16 protein-coding genes are annotated in these 16504 nt (G+C 71.1%); 7 read left to right on the top strand and 9 right to left on the bottom strand.

Annotated features, from left to right (window positions below; translation table 11 throughout):
* Positions 1-21 precede the first annotated feature (21 nt).
* Positions 22-1371, bottom strand: coding sequence for a phosphomannomutase/phosphoglucomutase (locus tag DL519_RS35480; protein WP_190821322.1), 1350 nt, complete (start codon positions 1369-1371; stop codon positions 22-24).
* 107 nt (positions 1372-1478) lie between these two features.
* Entirely contained in the window at positions 1479-1838 is a 360-nt protein-coding gene (locus DL519_RS35475; RefSeq protein ID WP_190821320.1) for a DUF3499 domain-containing protein, read from the bottom strand.
* A 320-nt stretch (positions 1839-2158) separates the two neighbouring features.
* Between DL519_RS35475 and DL519_RS35470 the strand changes: the two genes are divergently transcribed.
* A complete protein-coding gene (locus tag DL519_RS35470) occupies positions 2159-2632 on the top strand; it encodes a metallopeptidase family protein (RefSeq protein WP_168585257.1) in 474 nt (157 codons plus the stop codon).
* 223 nt (positions 2633-2855) lie between these two features.
* Here the strand turns inward: DL519_RS35470 and DL519_RS35465 are convergent, their stop codons facing one another.
* Positions 2856-3965 (bottom strand): aminotransferase-like domain-containing protein, encoded by a 1110-nt coding sequence (locus DL519_RS35465; protein ID WP_317891413.1) that lies wholly within the window; start codon positions 3963-3965, stop codon positions 2856-2858.
* A gap of 21 nt (positions 3966-3986) precedes the next feature.
* Positions 3987-4265 carry a winged helix-turn-helix domain-containing protein gene (locus DL519_RS49530; RefSeq protein WP_317891412.1) on the bottom strand — a complete coding sequence of 93 codons (279 nt, stop codon included), beginning with the start codon at positions 4263-4265 and terminating at the stop codon, positions 3987-3989.
* Between the two features lie 46 nt (positions 4266-4311).
* Here DL519_RS49530 and DL519_RS35460 point away from each other — a divergent pair, with 46 nt between their 5' ends.
* Complete coding sequence (locus DL519_RS35460) at positions 4312-4782, top strand: carboxymuconolactone decarboxylase family protein (protein WP_190821318.1); 471 nt, start codon at positions 4312-4314, stop codon at positions 4780-4782.
* A 94-nt stretch (positions 4783-4876) separates the two neighbouring features.
* On the opposite strand, the gene DL519_RS35455 is transcribed toward DL519_RS35460, so the two are convergent.
* Positions 4877-7972: a glycosyltransferase gene (locus DL519_RS35455; protein ID WP_190821316.1), complete on the bottom strand. Its 3096-nt coding sequence runs from the start codon at positions 7970-7972 to the stop codon at positions 4877-4879.
* A 141-nt stretch (positions 7973-8113) separates the two neighbouring features.
* Positions 8114-8428, bottom strand: coding sequence for a WhiB family transcriptional regulator (locus DL519_RS35450; protein WP_223839945.1), 315 nt, complete (start codon positions 8426-8428; stop codon positions 8114-8116).
* A 489-nt stretch (positions 8429-8917) separates the two neighbouring features.
* On the opposite strand from DL519_RS35450, the gene DL519_RS35445 reads away from it, so the two are divergent.
* The 4 genes from DL519_RS35445 (at position 8918) to DL519_RS35430 (ending at position 12717) form a co-directional block, all read left to right on the top strand.
* Positions 8918-9679: a site-2 protease family protein gene (locus DL519_RS35445; protein ID WP_190821314.1), complete on the top strand. Its 762-nt coding sequence runs from the start codon at positions 8918-8920 to the stop codon at positions 9677-9679.
* A 172-nt stretch (positions 9680-9851) separates the two neighbouring features.
* Positions 9852-10844 carry a 2-phospho-L-lactate transferase gene (gene cofD / locus DL519_RS35440; RefSeq protein ID WP_190821312.1) on the top strand — a complete coding sequence of 331 codons (993 nt, stop codon included), beginning with the start codon at positions 9852-9854 and terminating at the stop codon, positions 10842-10844.
* Positions 10841-12184 (top strand): coenzyme F420-0:L-glutamate ligase, encoded by a 1344-nt coding sequence (locus tag DL519_RS35435; protein WP_190821310.1) that lies wholly within the window; start codon positions 10841-10843, stop codon positions 12182-12184. Before cofD ends, DL519_RS35435 begins: the two co-directional genes overlap by 4 nt.
* Complete coding sequence (locus DL519_RS35430; protein ID WP_190821308.1) at positions 12181-12717, top strand: NUDIX hydrolase; 537 nt, start codon at positions 12181-12183, stop codon at positions 12715-12717. The genes DL519_RS35435 and DL519_RS35430 overlap by 4 nt, the downstream gene beginning before the upstream one ends.
* 266 nt (positions 12718-12983) lie before the next feature.
* Here the strand turns inward: DL519_RS35430 and DL519_RS35425 are convergent, their stop codons facing one another.
* Together DL519_RS35425 and DL519_RS35420 are read right to left on the bottom strand one after the other, a co-directional pair.
* Positions 12984-13895, bottom strand: a complete 912-nt coding sequence (locus DL519_RS35425; protein ID WP_190821306.1) for a DNA-3-methyladenine glycosylase family protein — start codon at positions 13893-13895, stop codon at positions 12984-12986.
* A 20-nt stretch (positions 13896-13915) separates the two neighbouring features.
* A complete protein-coding gene (locus DL519_RS35420) occupies positions 13916-15013 on the bottom strand; it encodes a mannose-1-phosphate guanylyltransferase (protein ID WP_190821304.1) in 1098 nt (365 codons plus the stop codon).
* 171 nt (positions 15014-15184) lie between these two features.
* On the opposite strand from DL519_RS35420, the gene DL519_RS35415 reads away from it, so the two are divergent.
* Positions 15185-15547 (top strand): hypothetical protein, encoded by a 363-nt coding sequence (locus DL519_RS35415; RefSeq protein WP_190821303.1) that lies wholly within the window; start codon positions 15185-15187, stop codon positions 15545-15547.
* Between the two features lie 60 nt (positions 15548-15607).
* On the opposite strand, the gene DL519_RS35410 is transcribed toward DL519_RS35415, so the two are convergent.
* On the bottom strand, positions 15608-16468 hold the full coding sequence (locus DL519_RS35410; RefSeq protein ID WP_190821302.1) for a glycosyltransferase family 2 protein: 861 nt from the start codon (positions 16466-16468) through the stop codon (positions 15608-15610).
* Positions 16469-16504: the final 36 nt, after the last annotated feature.

The raw sequence follows: 16504 nt of genomic DNA, 5'->3' as shown, positions 1-16504 counted from the left end.
CGCACTCCGACCGCAAGGACGTCATCCGCGGACGATCGCCAGCACCTCATCGCGCAGCGCGGTCATCGTGTCAGTGTCCCTCGCCTCGACGTTGAGCCGGAGCAGCGGTTCGGTGTTGGACGGGCGCAAGTTGAACCACGAGCCGTCCGACAGCTCCACGGTAAGCCCGTCGAGCTCGTCCACACGAGCGCCATTGCGGTCACCGAAGGCCGCTGCCACGGCGCGCATCCGGCCCTGCTGGTCGTCGACCGTGGAGTTGATCTCGCCGGAGGCGGCGTACCGCGAGTAGGCGGCCATCAGCTCCGACAGCGGCTTGTCCTGGCCGCCGAGCGCGGCGAGCACGTGCAGCGCGGCGAGCATGCCGGAGTCGGCGCGCCAGAAGTCGCGGAAGTAGTAGTGGGCGGAGTGCTCCCCACCGAAGATCGCCCCGGTCTCGGCCATCGTCTGCTTGATGAACGAGTGCCCGACGCGGGTCCGCACCGGCTTGCCGCCGTGCTCGGCGACGATCTCGGGCACGACCTTGGAGGTGATCAGGTTGTGGATGATTGTCCCGCCGGGCTCCTTGGCCAGTTCCTGGACGGCGACCAGCGCGGTGATCGCGCTCGGCGAGACCGGTTCGGCGCGCTCGTCGACCACGAAGCAGCGGTCGGCGTCGCCGTCGAAGGCCAGCCCGGCGTCGGCGCCGACCTCGCGGACCTTGGCCTGCAGGTCGACCAGGTTCGCCGGGTCCAGCGGGTTGGCCTCGTGGTTGGGGAAGGTTCCGTCCAGCTCGAAGTACATCGGCACGAGCTCGATCGGCAGGCCGTCGAAGACGGTCGGGACCGTGTGCCCGCCCATCCCGTTGCCGGCGTCCACCACGACCTTCAGCGGGCGGATACCGCTGATGTCGACGAGTTCGCGCAGGAAGGCGGCGTATTCGTCGACCAGGTTCCGCTGCGTGGCGGTGCCCTTCGCGCCCAGGAACTCCGGCACGCCGTGGGCGACCAGCTCCTGGATCTCGGACAGGCCGCTGTCCTGACCGACCGGGGCGGCCCCGGCACGGCACAGCTTGATGCCGTTGTAACGGGCCGGGTTGTGGCTGGCGGTGAACATCGCGCCGGGCAGGTCCAGCCGCCCGGAGGCGAAGTACAGCATGTCGGTGCTGGCCAGGCCGATGTTGATCACGTCGACGCCCTGTCCGGTGACGCCTTCGGCGAACGCCTCGGCCAACCCCGGTGAGGATTCCCGCATGTCGTACCCGATGACCACCGCAGGGCCACCTACGAGCCGGGTGAAAGCCGCGCCGATCTCCCGCACCACGTCGGCGTCCAAGCCGTCGCCGACCACGCCCCGGATGTCGTATGCCTTGACGATCCCCGACAGGTCTCGCACGCTGCACCCTCCCCGTTCCGCGTCCGACGACGTGGTCCGAAGCCTACCGGCGATCGAGTGCCCGGTGGAGCCAGCTTGGCCCGCGCGAGCCGTTCGTCACGATCTATTCATTCGTCGATCGGATCGGGCAGCGCCCGCAGGTGTCCGCGGCGGCTCCCGCCCGGGGTGAGACCGGTCGCCTCGACCGGCCGGTCCGGGCGACCGGCCTCCCGCACCGCCTCGGCGAGCGCGGTCAGGTCGTCGTCGGAGGGCTCTGGTGGCGCGAACTCGCCTTCGTGCCGCACGACCTCCCAGCCCTTCGGCACGGTGAGCCGCAGCGCGTGCGCTTCGCACAGGTCGTAGCTGTGGGGCTCGGCGTAGGTGGCCAGGGGGCCGACGACCGCGGTGGAGTCCGCGTAGGCATAAGTGAGCGTGGCGACGGCCGGGTTGGTACACCCGGTCCGCGAGCAACGCCTCACGCTCCGCACGACACGCACGATAGCGCCCCCGCTCCGGCGTGCGGCGCAGGCACGCGGAAACCGCTCGCGATAGGCGCCGTCAGCACCTGGTTCCGGCCTGTCTGCTCTGCGCGAACAGTCCAGGTCGCAGTGGTTGTTCCGGGCTGTCGGGAGGAGGTCGAAGACCCGGCGGCCGAACGGCTTCGCGCCGCCACGTGATCCCGAGTTCTGCCTGGACAGGGCGGCCGCTGCTCCCGTCGGGGCGATCTCGCGGAGTGAGTTGGGAGACGGGCACCGAATCCCCCTGACGCTTGTCCCGACCTTGACCGCCGAAGGCGTACCCTCGGCCCGTGGTGACCGCACGTGGATCTCGGCGTCGAAGCCGCTTCCGTCGGGACCGGCGGGGCCGTGGCCTGCGCGGACCGCTGTACCCGTCCTCGGTTCCGGTGTCGCGCAGCCGCTCGCAGCGGTTCGACGCGCTGGTGCTGGAAGCCCTCGAACCGATCGAGCAGCGCTGGCACGCCGAGCTGACCCAGCTCGACGTCGCCGTCGACGAGGTGCCCGAGATCACCAGCACCACCCCGGAGAAGCTGGTCTGGGACGACGATGTGGTGGTGGACGCCAACGTGCCGCTGGCCCGGCTCGTCCCGGCGGGCGTCGACCGGCGCGGGCTGCCGACCCGTGCGCGCATCGTGCTGTACCGGCGGCCGCTGGAAGCACGGGCGCGCGACGGCATGGACATGGCGGACCTGCTGCACGACGTGCTCGTCGAGCAGGTCGCGACCTACCTCGGGCTGGACCCCGACGTCATCGAAGGCCAGTGACCAGCGCCTTCCGGCGGTGATGGGCGCCTAGGGGGCTGGTGTTTTCCGGGAAGTACCCGGCAGGTGCCTCGAACTTCGAGGCTCAGCGTGGACTGGATTCGATCGGCGACCGTCTTTCCGGCCGTCTACGGCGATCTCAGCCCTGCACGATTTGTCCGGATCGGTCTTTTGATGAAAATGAGGCCGTTCGAAACCAGTCACCTAGCGGGGCATGTTGGCGGCCTCAGCTGCCGCTCAACGCTGCTGCCAGCGCGTCCAGCGCTGCGGCGTAGGCGTGCTCGGGCGGCGTGGCGTAGCCGACGACCAGGCCGTCCATCGCAGGCATCGTGGCGCCCGGGTGACGGAAGGCGGCGAGCCCGTCGAGGGCGACGCCCAGCCGCGCCGCGGCCGCGACAGCGGAGCGCTCGGAGCCCGGCGGCATGCGGAGCACGGTGTGCAAGCCAGCAGCGACGCCGGTCGCAGAGACGTGCGGAGCACGTTCTAGGAGCTTCGCGACGAGCTGGTCGCGGCGGCGGCGGTTTCGCTGCCGCATGCGGCGGATGTGGCGGTCGTACTGCCCGGAGTCGACGAAGTCGGCGAGGGTCAGCTGGTCGAGGACGCTGGCCCAGCCCTCCCGTTCGCCCTTGACCGCGAGCACGTCGTCGACTAGGTGCTCGGGCAGGACCATCCAGCCCAGCCGGACCGCCGGCGACAGGCTCTTGCTGACCGAGCCGAGGTAGAGCACCCGGTCCGGGTCCAGGCCCTGCACCGCGCCCACCGGTTCGCGGTCGTAGCGGAACTCGCCGTCGTAGTCGTCCTCCTGGACCAGCCCGTCGCGGGACCTGGCCCAGTCGACGACCGCGGCTCTCCTCGTCGGGTGCAGCGGGCCGCCGGTCGGGAACTGGTGCGCGGGCGTCAGCAGCACCGCCCGCACCTCTTTCCGGGATGCCAGTTCCTCGACCCGGGGACCGTGTTCGTCGAGTTCGAGCGGGACGGTCCGGACCGACGCCCGGTGCAGCAGTTGGCGGTGGAAGGCGAGGCCGTAGGACTCCACCGCGAGGGGGCCGCGCTGGACACCCGGGAACAGCAGGCACAGGGCGTGCGCGAAGCCGGAGCAGATCACGATCTGGTCCGGCCGAGCCCGCACGCCGCGAGCCCGCGACAGGTAATCGGACAGCGCTCTCCGCAGCTCGGGCCTGCCCCGCGGGCCGCCTGGACCGAAGGCCTCGTTAGGCGCGACCTTGATGGCACGCCGGGCTGCGGCGAGCCAAGCGGTGCGCGGGAACGATGCGGCGTCCGGCTGGCCCTGGCGCAGGTCGTGGACCGGAGCGGTGATGCTGCGCGTCTTCTTCAACGCGCGGACCGGTGTGCGGGGCTAGGTGCGCTGCGCGACGAGGGTGCCCGAGCCCTGCCGCGCGGTCAGCCAGCCCTCGGCGACGAGCTCGGCGTAGGCGCTGGCGACCGTGTTGCGGGCGAGTCCGAGGTCTACCAGCGAGCGGTACGGCGGCAGGCGGGTGCCCGGGGCCAGCCGCCCGGATCGGATCGCCTCGCGCAGGGCGGTCATCAGCACCACCCTGCGGCTCCCCGGGCCCGAGAGGTCCAGGTGCAGGTCGCTGCCGGTCCGCTCGGCCGAATTGACCCAGGAATCTGACACGGAAATGCACTCTACGGCGGGTCGATTCTGGCCTAGCGCGATGACCATGACGAACAACGACACGAAGCGCCTCAACTTCGCGAAGTCCGCGCCGAAGGCGTTCAAGGCCCTGATCGGGTTCGACACCGCGGCACGGGAAAAACTCGACCCCGCGCTGGTCGAACTCGTCCAGATCCGCGCGTCCCAGCTCAACGGCTGCGCGTACTGCCTGCACATGCACACCTCCGACGCCCGCAAGGCCGGGGAGAGCGAGGAGCGGCTGCACATGGTGCAGGTGTGGCGGGAGGCCTCGAACTTCTTCACCGAGCCGGAGCTGGCGGCGTTGGGGCTGACCGAGGCCGTCACGCTGGTGTCCGGGGGCGGCGTGCCGGACGAGGTCTACGCCCGCGCCGCGGAGCACTTCACCGAGCCGGAGCTGGCCCAGCTGCTCGCGCTGATCTGCACCATCAACACCTGGAACCGAATCGCGCTGAGCACGGCCAAGATCCCGGGCACCGACGAGCGCGCCGCCGTCTGACACGAGCCGAAACCTCCGGGCAGCAGGCGGAATCGGAGCGGGCGCTGCCACATCAGAACGCCGAGTTCAGGCGAAAACGGGAATCCTCCGCGCGTCAGGTTTTTCCGGATCGAGTCCGGCGGCGTTCGGGGAGCGCCGCGATGAGGGTGAACAGGATGAACGCCAACTGCAGGCCCAGCAGCGCCGTGCGGGGGGTCCCGGCGTAGCCGACCTGGACTTCGGCCGCGTTCTCCGGCAGCGGGATTGCCACCTGGTGGCCCCAGGCGGTGGCCAGCGGGAACGGCCGACCGTCGATCCGGGCGTACCAGCCGGGCTCGTTCTCCGCGCCGAGGACCAGCGCCCGACCGGCACCGCCCTCGGACACCCGGACCGTGAACAGCGGCAGCTCGGCGGCGACCGGCAACGGCCTCGCCTCTGGTGTCGGGGCAGGCTCGGTTCGCGCCTGCCGCGCGAGGTCCGGCCCGAGCAGCTCCACCTGGCTGCTCGGCACCTGCAACTGCAGCACGCGCCGTCCGTCGGGCAGCCGCTCGTGCTCGGTGGCCAGGCCTCCGGAGAGCTCCGGGATCCGGGAGTCGGCCGGAACCGCGATGAACCCGGTGCCGCGAGCCGCCGTGGCCGCGAGCGCGCCGCGCACCCGCGCGGCGTTGTGGGACTGCAGGTCGTCGTCGACCTGGCGGAGCCAGTCGACGGCCGTGCCGACCGACGCGAGGTCGTCGTCGCCGAAGCGGGGCTCAGTGCCGTCCACGAGCCGTGCGGGTTGCGGCCCGGGATCGAGGATCAGCAGCGAACCTGGCAGATCCGCGGTGGTGTTCTGCTGAACGCGCAGCGGCCCCCCGATCGTGGCGAACGCGGCGCTGATCGCCAGGCCAAGCAGGCCGATGGCCAGCACCGGCAGCAGGATCTTGGCTGGCACGCGCGGCTTCCGGGCCACCAGCACGATCCAGCCGCACCCGGCCGCGACGATCACCAGCGGTCCACCGGTCCAGCCGGTCGTGCTCACACCGCCGATGATCGGTTGAGCGGGGACATTGTCCACCAAAGCCGCCAGCGCCCAACCGAAGATCGCGACGGCCGCGCCCGGCAGCATCCGCGGGGACCAGGCCGTGACCAGCGCGACGACCGCAGCGAGGACGAACAACGCGCCGACCAGGCTCGTCGGTGATCCGTCCGGGCTCAACGCCAACAGCCAGGCCCCGGCCGGATCTTCGGTGACCCGCGCACCGATCCCGTGCAACGCCATCTTCGGGTTGCCCAGCAGGACGGAAGGCCACGGCAGCAGGCACGCGACGGACAACAGCGCCACCGCCATCAGCCCGGCCAGCCGGCGTCGATCACGCTGCCCTTCGCTGGGCAACACGACGAAAGCTAGCATGGCGAACACGACCAACGCGATGTGCAGCAGCGGCGCGAACGCACCCAACGCCGCGAGGCCCAATGCGGTCAGGCACGCCGTCCCCAACCAATGCCCCTCGGACCGCCCGACCACCGAGGCGATCCCGGCCAGCAGCAACGGCACCAGGATGTGCGCGACCACCACGTCCAAACGCCCTTGCCCAGCGGAAAGCGACGCCGCGGGCAGCAAGGCGTAAGCACCGGCGGCGAGGGCTCGCCGCAGTCGAGACACCGGAAGCGCACGTGTCGCCAGGTAAGCGCTCAACCCCGCGAGCGGAGCACCGAACAGCAGCAGGATCGACACCACTACCGACGGTCCACCTAGGACGGTGCCGAACAACGCGAGCACCAGCAACGACGGGGACGCTGGCGCGCCGGTGCCGCCGTTGACCGGATGCCAGGCCGCCAGGTAGTCGCGCCACGTCGTCGCCAGATCTGCCACCGGCAGCAGCCTGCCGCCTTGCAGGCCGGCCCCGAACCGGTCCGCGAGCAATCCATTGGTGAACAAGGCGAATACCGCCAGCAGGACCGCGAGCACCACGGGCGGCGTCAACAACAGCTCGCGCAGCACCCGCCAGCGGTCGACCGGAACGACCAGCAGATCCGGCCGCGCCGCGTCCCGCTTCAACGGCGACGGCTTCGGCGCCCCTGTCTCCGGCACTGGCACCACGACCAGCCCCGACCGACCTGGCTTCGCCATCTGCGGCGGCGCTTCTGGAACGGCCTTGATCCGCCAGCCTTCCGGTTCCCGCCCCAAGGCCAGATCCCGCCGCACCCGCTCACGGACCAAACCCTCGAACCCGGCGCGCGCCCAATTCCGAAGCCGCGCCAACCGACTCGTGAACAGGCCGCGGACGCCGTGCCGGACGGAGATCGTCGCGGCGCGCGCAGCCCTTCCTGCCAGCAGGTTCAGCCGCCCGCCGAGCAATCCGCGCAACACCGCGAGCTCGGCGCCCGACTCGCTCCACCGCCGCAGAGCCGCGAAACCGCACATCCGCAACAACGTCAGGAGGAACAGTCGCGGCAGGCCGAGCAAGTACGCCCCCATCGGAGCGTTGACCAGGAACGTGCGGACCTGGTCGGCGCGCTCCCCGGCCCGGGGACTGCGCCTCGCGACCGCACGCCGCATCCGCGCGGCGGGAGCCCACCGGACGCCGTGCCCGTCCAGGTTGATCCGCCAACCCAGGTCGATGTCCACGTTGTCGGCGAGATCGAGGTCGAAACCGTTGAGCTGCTCGAAGACATCGCGCCGCACCAGCGCACCGGCCGTCGCCACTGCCAGAGCACCAGACGCCGGTGGCGCGCCGCCGACCAGCTCGGGGTCCAGTTCGGACCGTCCGATGCCGGTCTGCCGATGCCCGGACGCATCGGTGCTCAGGCCCGCATCCACCACCAGCCGGGGATCCGCCCAGTCCAACCCGAGCGGGCCGAGCAGCGCGGCGGACGAATCTTCCCCGGCAGCGTGCAGCAAATGCTCCAGGCACTCAGGCTCGGGTGCGGAATCGTCGTGCAACAGCCACAACCAGCGCCCCGGATCGGCCCACCTCTTCGTCGCGTGCGCCAACGCTTCCGCGACGGCGGCGCCGAACCGGGTTTCGCGCGGCATCGTGAGCACGTCGTCGACGACGCGATCCGTGCGCGCTCGCGCGAGCAGTTCCGGGGTGCGGTCGTTCGAGCCGGTGTCGACGGCCACCACGTGCCGCGGTCGTTCCGTCAGGTCGCCCAGCGCCGCGAAGACCTCCGGCAGCCACGTCTCCCCGTCGTGACAGACCAACACCGCCAGCACCGGCGCGACCAAAATGCCCTCCCGCTAACTGATCCACTACCGCGCAACGGTAATGCACCAGGAGCGGAAGAAACCCCCCGAATGAAACAGCGTTCACGGGGTGGGCTTTCGCTGGTGGTCGCAGCGGAACCGCGGCCGGTGAGGCCCGACCGGTCAGACCGCGCTGCGCTTGAGCTTCCGGCGTTCCCTTTCGGACAGTCCGCCCCAGATGCCGAAGCGCTCGTCGTGCTGCAGCGCGTACTCCAGGCATTCGGAGCGAACTTCGCAGCCCGCGCAGATGCGCTTTGCCTCCCGGGTCGAGCCGCCCTTCTCCGGGAAGAACGCCTCCGGATCGGTTTGCGCGCACAACGCGCGCTCCTGCCATTCCTGTTCTTCGTCCGTCGCCTCGAACAGCTCGGCCAGGACGTCGAGTTCCACCGCGGTGGCGTCCCCACGCTCCGCGAGGCGGCCATCTCCTGATTCCCACATCGTTGGTCCCCCGATTTCTCCCGTTCCCACCGGCCCTCCCCAGGGCCGGAACAGGACGCACTCCTGCTCGCAGGTCGCCGGTCCCCGCTGCGGGGACTCCGCGCTTCGACGGCGGCGGTGCCGTCGCCGATCGGCCGCGCCGCCTGCCTCTCACCGCCGGCGGCGCCTCGATCGACCGGTACCCGACCGGGTCTCCCGTACCCGATCGGCCGCCGCCACAACGATCCAACCGGCTTCCACCCGAGAAACGATCATTTCAGCGACGAATGACACTGCTGTGATTACACCCGTGTAGCTCCTTGCGGTCAAGCGGAGACCTTCCGTAGAGGGACATCCCTCTCCGCCTCGGGGATGAGCTCATTCGGCGCATCGCCGGTACTCCTTGTGCAGCACCGCCAGGCCCCCATGATCATGAATACCACCCGGACATCATCTTCGCCGGGGCACAAGCCCGGACGGCCACCGAGTCGTTCGTGGACACTGGAGGGCGTGACCAAATCCGCTCTGCGCGTAAGCCCCCTGTTCCTCGGCCTCGTCGGCTTGACCGTGCTCGGCGGCGTGCTCGCCACGCTGGAGAACAACGCCGCCCAGGTCGGCGGCGTGGTGCTGATCGTGCTCGGCGGCTGGGCGACCTCGTTGTGCCTGCACGAATTCGGCCACGCGATCACCGCATTCCGCGGCGGCGACTGGTCGGTGCGCGCGAAGGGCTACCTGACGCTGGACCCCCGGCGCTACACCGACCCGGTCCTGAGCATCGTGCTGCCGCTGCTGTTCGTGGCCCTCGGCGGCATTCCGCTGCCGGGCGGCGCGGTGTGGATCAACCACCACGCGCTGCGGTCCCGGCGCACCGAGTCGATGGTGTCGCTGGCCGGGCCGCTGACGAACCTGGTGCTGGGCCTGCTGATCTCGATCGCCGTGGCCGTCGTGCCGACGATGCCGACCGCCTTGTCGGCGGGCCTGTCCTACCTGGCCTTCCTGCAGGTGATCGCGTTCGTGCTGAACATCCTGCCGATCCCCGGCCTGGACGGGTACGGCGCAATCGAGCCGTGGCTGTCCGGTCCGGCCCGCCGGTTCGGCGAGAAGGCGCGGCCGTGGGCGCCGCTGGTGCTGTTCCTGCTGCTGATCGGGGTGCCGTTCGTCGGCAGGGCGTTCTTCGGGCTCGCCTACTTCGTGTTCGGCCTCGCCGGCGGCGACGCGCTCCAGGCCCTCTTGGGCCAAGGGATGTTCCGCAGCATCTTCGGTTTCCTGTGATCGTCCGCCCAACCGGCCGTGAGCGCTTTCGGGTGCCGTAGAGCCCAAAAGCACTCACGGCCCGTCCAACCATCGGCGTCGGAGAGCTGCGATCAGCAACATGTCGCGCAGTGACCTCGGAGACATCGAGGTTCTCGCCCTCGGGTTCGGCGGGCGTGCGAGGATCGGGGCCGTGAAGGTCGTAGTTCTGGTCGGCGGCGTCGGCGGCGCGCGGTTCCTGCTCGGGGTCAAAGCGGCGTTGGGCTTGCCCGCGATCGGCGAACCGCAGCAGGAGTCCGAGCACGAAGTCACCGCGGTGGTCAACGTGGGCGACGACGCGTGGATGCACGGGCTGCGAGTCTGCCCGGACCTCGACACCTGCATGTACACCCTCGGCGACGGCATCGACACCGAGAAGGGCTGGGGCCGGGTCGACGAAACCTGGTCGGTCAAGGAGGAGCTGGCGGCCTACGGCGCCGAGCCGACCTGGTTCGGGCTCGGCGACCGCGACATCGCCACCCACCTGGTGCGGTCCCGGATGTTGCGCGCGGGCTACTCGCTGTCGGCGGTGACCGAGGCGCTGTGCGACCGCTGGCGGCCCGGGGTCCGGTTGCTGCCGGTCACCGACGAGCGGGTCGAGACGCACGTCGCGATCGACGCCCCCGAGCACGGCGACCAGCGGGCGGTGCACTTCCAGGAGTGGTGGGTTCGCTACCGCGCGGAGCCGAAAGCGCACGCGATCGTGCCGGTGGGAGCGGACGAGGCGAGGCCGACGCCGGCCGTGCTGGACGCGATCGCGCAGGCGGACGTCGTGCTGCTGGCGCCGTCGAACCCGGTGGTCAGCATCGGAACGCTGCTCGCGGTGCCGGGCTTCCGCACCGCGCTGCGGGAGACCTCCGCGCCGGTGGTGGGGCTGTCGCCGATCATCGCCGGTCGGCCGCTGCGGGGCATGGCGGACGCGTGCCTGACCGCGATCGGGGTGGACAGCTCCGCCGAGGCGGTCGGTCGGCACTACGGCTCCCGGCAGGACGACAAGGGCATCCTGGACGGCTGGTTGGTGCACACCGGCGACGAGGCCGACGTCCCCGGAGTGCGGGTTCGCGCGGTGCCGCTGTTGATGTCCGATGTGGACGCCACCGCCGCGATGGCGCAGGCGGCATTCGACCTTGCCCGGGAGGGGCGATGAAGGATCACGCGGCCGCAGGTGGGTTGCAGCTGTTCGCGGTGGGCGGGCTGCCGGAGTTCGGACCGGGCGACGACCTGGCCGCGTCGATCGCGGCCGCCGCGCCCTGGCTCAGCGACGGCGACGTCGTGGTGGTCACCAGCAAGGTGGTGTCGAAGGTCGAGGGCCGGATGGTGTCCACGCCCCGCGACCCGGAACTGCGCGACAAGCTGCGCCGCGAGCTGGTGCTGGCCGAAGCCACCCGCGTGCTGGCGCGCCGCGAGCGGTTCATAATCACCCAGAACAAGCTCGGCATCGTGCAGGCGGCCTCGGGCGTCGACGCCTCGAACGTCGCGCTGGACCAGATCGCGCTGCTGCCGGACGACCCGGATGCGTCCGCGCGCAAGCTGCGGGCCGGGCTCGCCGAGCGCCTCGGCGTGCAGGTCGCGGTCGTGGTGACCGACACGATGGGCCGCGCCTGGCGGGTCGGGCAGACCGATGTGGCGATCGGCGCCGCCGGTCTGCGCGTGCTGCACCGCTACGCGGGCGCCACCGATTCGCAGGGCAACGAGCTGGCGGTTACCGAGGTCGCGGTGGCCGACGAGATCGCCGGGGCGGCCGACCTGGTCAAGGGCAAGCTGGGGGCGGTCCCGGTCGCCGTGGTGCGCGGGATGACCACCACCGACGACGGGTCGAGCGCCCGCGACCTGGTGCGTCCCGTCGAAGAAGACCTGTTCCGGATGGGCACGGCGGAAGCGCTGGCGCAGGGTCGCCGCGAGGCGGTGCTGCTGCGCCGCTCGGTGCGTTCGTTCGCCGACACCCCCGTGGACGCCGACGCGATGCGCCGCGCCGTCGGTGCCGCGCTGACCGCGCCCGCGCCGCATCACACCCGCCCGGTCCGGTTCGTCTGGCTGCGCGATCGTCCACTTCGGACGAAACTGCTCGACGCGATGCGCACCGCCTGGCTGGAAGACCTGCGCGCCGACGGCCTCTCCGAGGAGGCGGCGCAGCGCCGGGTCGGGCGCGGCGAGCTGCTCTACGCGGTGCCAGAGCTGGTGCTGCCGTTCCTGGTCCGCGAGGGCTCGCACGACTACCCCGACCCGAAGCGCACCGAGGCGGAACGGCAGATGTTCACCGTCGCCGGCGGCGCGGCGGTGCAGGGCTTGCTGGTCGCGCTGGCGGCCGAGGAGCTCGGGTCGTGCTGGGTGTCCTCGACGCTGTTCTGCCCGGAAGTCGTGCTGGCCTCGCTCGACCTGCCCGAATCTTGGGAGCCGTTGGGCGCGGTGGCGGTGGGCCACGCCGCGGAGCCCGTCGCCGGCCCCCGGGAGCCGCGGGATCTCGACGACGGATTGGTGGAGCTTTGAGCAGACTTCACACGGACGCGCTGCGCGTGCTCGACGAGTGGCGAGCGGACGATCCGCAGCAGGAGGCGCTGCGCCACTCCTTCCTGACCTTGCTGGACGCCCGCCAGGACGCCTGCCTGCGGGCGTGCGAGCCGGGCCACGTGACGGCGTCGGCCGTGCTGCTCGACGCCACGGGCGAGAACGTGCTGCTCACGCTGCACCCCCGGGTGGGCAGGTGGTTGCAGCTCGGCGGCCACTGCGAGCCAGCGGACACGTCGCTGGCGGGTGCCGCGTTGCGCGAGGCGACCGAGGAGTCCGGTGTGGACGGTCTGGTCGTGGAACCGGAGCCGGTGCACCTGGACGTGCACCCGATCACCTGCTCACTGGGCAAGCCGACCCGCCACTTCGACGTGCGCTTTATCGTGCGAGCCCCGGAAGGCGCGGAGCCGGCCCGCAGCGAAGAGTCCCTCGACCTCCGCTGGTGGCCGGTGAACGCGCTCCCCGAAGACACCGACCTCGGCCCCCTGATCACCGCGGCCCGAGCCCGCGGGTAGTCGACGACGGCACCGAGTGCCCGGGTAACGGCCACGAGCAATTCCGGGTTGCGGTCGCGAGGCCGCTAGGTGGTCATACGTGGCGAAATGCCGGACTCATGACGCTCCTCACCGGTCTTGGAGCGGGGCGCTTCCCCGAGCTCCCGCGGACGTCGTCGCGGCGGTCGCCGCAATTTCAATGGAAATCGGGCCTACGATTTCCATTGAAATTGCGCCCCTCCGAACGGGCGGGCCTCCGAACGGGCGGGCCTTACGACGGGCGGGCCTTACATGGTGCGGTAGTTGCGGATCGGCATTCTCGGGGCGTAGCGGGGGCGGTTGACACCGGCCGCTCCGAGGTAGCGGACCGCTCTGTGGCGCTGGCCCTCGTACGGGGCCAGGGCTTCGAGCATTCCTTCGTCGTCCACGGGGTGGCCGACCAAGGCCGTGCCGACGATCGTCGGCAGGTGGAAGTCGCCGACGCTGACCGCGTCCGGGTCGCCCCAGGCCCGTTGGGCGACTTCAGCCGCCGTCCACGGGCCGATGCCCGGCACCTTCTGCAGCAGCTCCCGGCCCTCGACTCCGCGCAGCTCGACCGCTCGCTCCAGGCGTCCGGCCACCGACGCGGCGGCGATCAGCGTGCGGCGGCGGGCTCCGTCGATGCCCGCCCGATGCCACTCCCAGTCCCGGATTCGGCGCAGCTGCACCGGATCAGGCACCACCCAGAGCTTCTCCACCGGTCCCGGGGCGTGGCTGCCGAAGCGCCAGCAGAGCTCTCGCCAGGACCGCCACGCCTCCCGGTTGGTGACCTTTTGCTCCAGCACCGCGGCGACCAGGACGTCCCAAACCCGCCCCGAAGTGCACAACCGCACTCCCCGCGATGCGCGCCGGCCGCGCTCGACGACGTCGTGCACCGCGACGAAACCGGTGTCGTCATCGGAATCCCCGAGCAGGTCCGGGACGTTGTCCAGCACGGAACGCGCGCCCTGCCCCCACGCCGTCGCGGTCACCGTTCCCGTGCCGTCCTTCTGCAGCCGCAGCGTGGTCGGGCCGGTCGGGGTCGTGGTTGCCCACCAGACCTCGCCCGACGCATCCACCCGCGTGGCCGGATCACCGCTCCCCCGGCGCAACGGTGCCAGCACCCGCGGCAGGTCCAGCGGGTACGACGGGCGCCAGGTTCGGGTCAGGGCATCGCTCATGCTGCTCCGAAAGTACGCCGTCAGTCCGCGGAGAAGCGGACGCCGCGGTCGGGCAGCTCAACGCCCGGCCACACCCGCACCCCGTTCAGCAGTTCGCAGTCCGCGCCGATCCGCGCGCCGTCGCCGATGATCGCGTCACGCAGCACGGCACCCGCACCGATCGTCGCGCCGCTGCCGATCACGCTCCGCTCGATCACGGCATTCCGCTCGATGCGAACCCCGTCGAAGAGCACGGATTCGACGACGCGCGCCCCGGGCTCCACCACGCTTCCCTTGCCGACCGCGGTCCCGCCGCAGACTTCCGCATCGGCGGCGACCTCCGCGCCGTCCAGCACCAGCGCCTCGCCGCGTTCACCGGGCAGCGCGTTCGACGGCGCCGTGCCCAGCACCAGGTCCGCCGAGCCGCGGACGAACGCCGCCGGGGTTCCCATGTCCAGCCAGTACGAGGTGTCGATGTAGCCCTGCACGGTCGCGCCCGAGGTCAGCAGCTGGGGGAAGGTCTCGCGCTCCACCGACACCGGCCGCCCCGCCGGGATCGTGTCGATCACCTCGCGGCGGAACACGTAGCAGCCCGCATTGATCTGGTCGACCGGCGGGTCCTCGGTCTTCTCCAGGAACGCGGTGACCCGCCCGTCGTCATCGGTGGGCACGCAGCCGAACCAGCGCGGGTCGGCGACCTTGACCAGGTGCATCGTCACGTCCGCCGCGGCGCCGCGGTGGGTTTCCAGCAGCTTCGCCAGGTCCACCCCGGAAAGGATGTCGCCGTTGAACACCAGCACGTCGTCGGCGGTGAGCCGGTCCGCCACGTTGCGGATCGCGCCCGCGGTGTCCAGCGGCTCCGGCTCGACGACGTACTCCAGACGCAGGCCGAACTCGGAGCCGTCGCCGAAGTGCTCGGCGAACACCTCCGCCTTGTAGGACGTGCCGAGCACCACGTGCTCGATGCCGGCCGCCCGGATCCGGGACAGCAGGTGGCTCAGGAATGGGACTCCGGCGGTGGGCAGCATCGGCTTGGGCGCCGACAGGGTCAACGGCCGCAGCCGCACGCCCCGACCACCTACCAGCACTACCGCTTCCGCCGTCGGCGGCGCGGCCGGGTCCTGCGAATCCGCAGACATCGGCGTTGATCCTCCTCTACCTGATGGACTTCAGTGACGAAAACCCATTAGGGGGAATACTCTGGCAGGAGCAACGGCATAATGAACACCGGGCCCGCCCACAGTGGCCGTGCCCACCTCGACGCCCGCCCGCGCGAACCACCGACTGCGAACGACTGAGAGGGCATCCACATGGACCCGCGTCGCCGAGCCGACGAAGCACTTGCTCGCGCGCGGGCACGTGGCGCGTTCGTCGTCACCCCCGACAATGCCACCTCGCCGATGGATGCTGCGAGCACCGTTCGCATCCCGCGCGAGGTCGTCAACCAGGCCGACTCCGCGGACACCACGCAGGTGCTCCCGCAGGGCCAGCAGCCCCAGCAGCACCCGCAGCAGCAGTCCCTGCGCCAGCGGCTCGAGCCGCAGCACGGCGGCTGGCCGACGGAGGATTACGGGCAGGGCCAGCAGCATCTGCCGCCGAACCCGTACCACACGCAGCGCGGACCGAACGAGTTCGGCCCGCTGGGTTCGCAGGCGAACCAGTACCCCCACTGAGGCTGCGCTGCGAGCGCGGGACTGCGGCGGCAACTCCCGCACGGAGGACGCCACTCGAACTCAGCGCGTCGCGATGCGCGCGCGAGCGGTCAGCGCCGCGCGAAACGCGAACCGCAGCGGGGCCCAGACCGGCCCCCGGTAGCGGTCGGCGAGGTAGCGGTAGGCGCTGCGGTGGTGTTCGACCAGCATCAGCTTCGAGGAGCCCGAGGTCGAGTGCCCGCCGATGTGCATGATCTCCGCGCTCGGCACGTAGACGTTCAGCCAGCCCTTCTTGCCCAGCCGGTCGCCGAGGTCGACGTCCTCGAAATACATGAAGTAGCGCGGGTCGAAGCCGTCGATGGAGTCGAAGGCCTCGCGGCGCAGCAGCAGGCAGGAACCCGACAGCCAGCCCGCCGGGCGCTCGGTGATCGCCGCCTCGGACTGGCGGTAGGCGCTGGACCACGGGTTCTTCGGCCAGATCTTGCCCAGCAGCGCGTGTCCGGCGCCGCGGCCGATCGACGGCAGCAGCCGGGCCGACGGGTAGACGTCGCCGTTGGGTTCCTTGATCAGCGGGCCGAACGATCCCCCGCGCGGCCAGCGCTTGGCGGCGGCCAGGAGTTCGTCGAGCGAACCGGCACTCCACTCCAGGTCGGGGTTGGCGACCACGACCCAGCCGTACTCGTCGCCGAGTTCGGCCATGCCGCGGTTGGCCGCACCGCCGTAGCCGAGGTTGCCGCCGGTGGGCACGAAGTCGACGTTCGCGCGTGCTGCGGCGGCCTGTTCCGGAACGCCGTCGGTGGAGCCGTTGTCGGCGAGGATCACCCGGACCGACCGGTCCGTCGCCTTGTCCAGGGTGTCGAGGAACCGCTCCAGGGTCTCGCCCGGGGAGTAAGTCACGGAGACAACGGCGAGTTCGTCGCCGTAGGTGCGCGCGTCGGTCACGCCACCACATTCTGCCGAACGCCGCCTACCGGACAG

Origin of the sequence: Saccharopolyspora pogona, assembly GCF_014697215.1 — a bacterium.
Classification (GTDB): Bacteria; Actinomycetota; Actinomycetes; order Mycobacteriales; family Pseudonocardiaceae; genus Saccharopolyspora; species Saccharopolyspora hattusasensis.
This window is presented reverse-complemented; position numbering and strand designations above follow the sequence as displayed.

Excerpts from the sequence above, each read along its gene's own strand:
- DL519_RS35415 (WP_190821303.1), top strand. The coding sequence starts at position 15,185 with ATGGACCCGCGTCGCCGAGCCGACGAAGCACTTGCTCGCGCGCGGGCA.
- DL519_RS35460 (WP_190821318.1), top strand. The coding sequence starts at position 4,312 with ATGACGAACAACGACACGAAGCGCCTCAACTTCGCGAAGTCCGCGCCG.
- DL519_RS35425 (WP_190821306.1), bottom strand. The coding sequence starts at position 13,895 with ATGAGCGATGCCCTGACCCGAACCTGGCGCCCGTCGTACCCGCTGGAC.
- DL519_RS35420 (WP_190821304.1), bottom strand. The coding sequence starts at position 15,013 with ATGTCTGCGGATTCGCAGGACCCGGCCGCGCCGCCGACGGCGGAAGCG.
- DL519_RS35450 (WP_223839945.1), bottom strand. The coding sequence starts at position 8,428 with ATGTGGGAATCAGGAGATGGCCGCCTCGCGGAGCGTGGGGACGCCACC.
- DL519_RS35435 (WP_190821310.1), top strand. The coding sequence starts at position 10,841 with ATGAAGGATCACGCGGCCGCAGGTGGGTTGCAGCTGTTCGCGGTGGGC.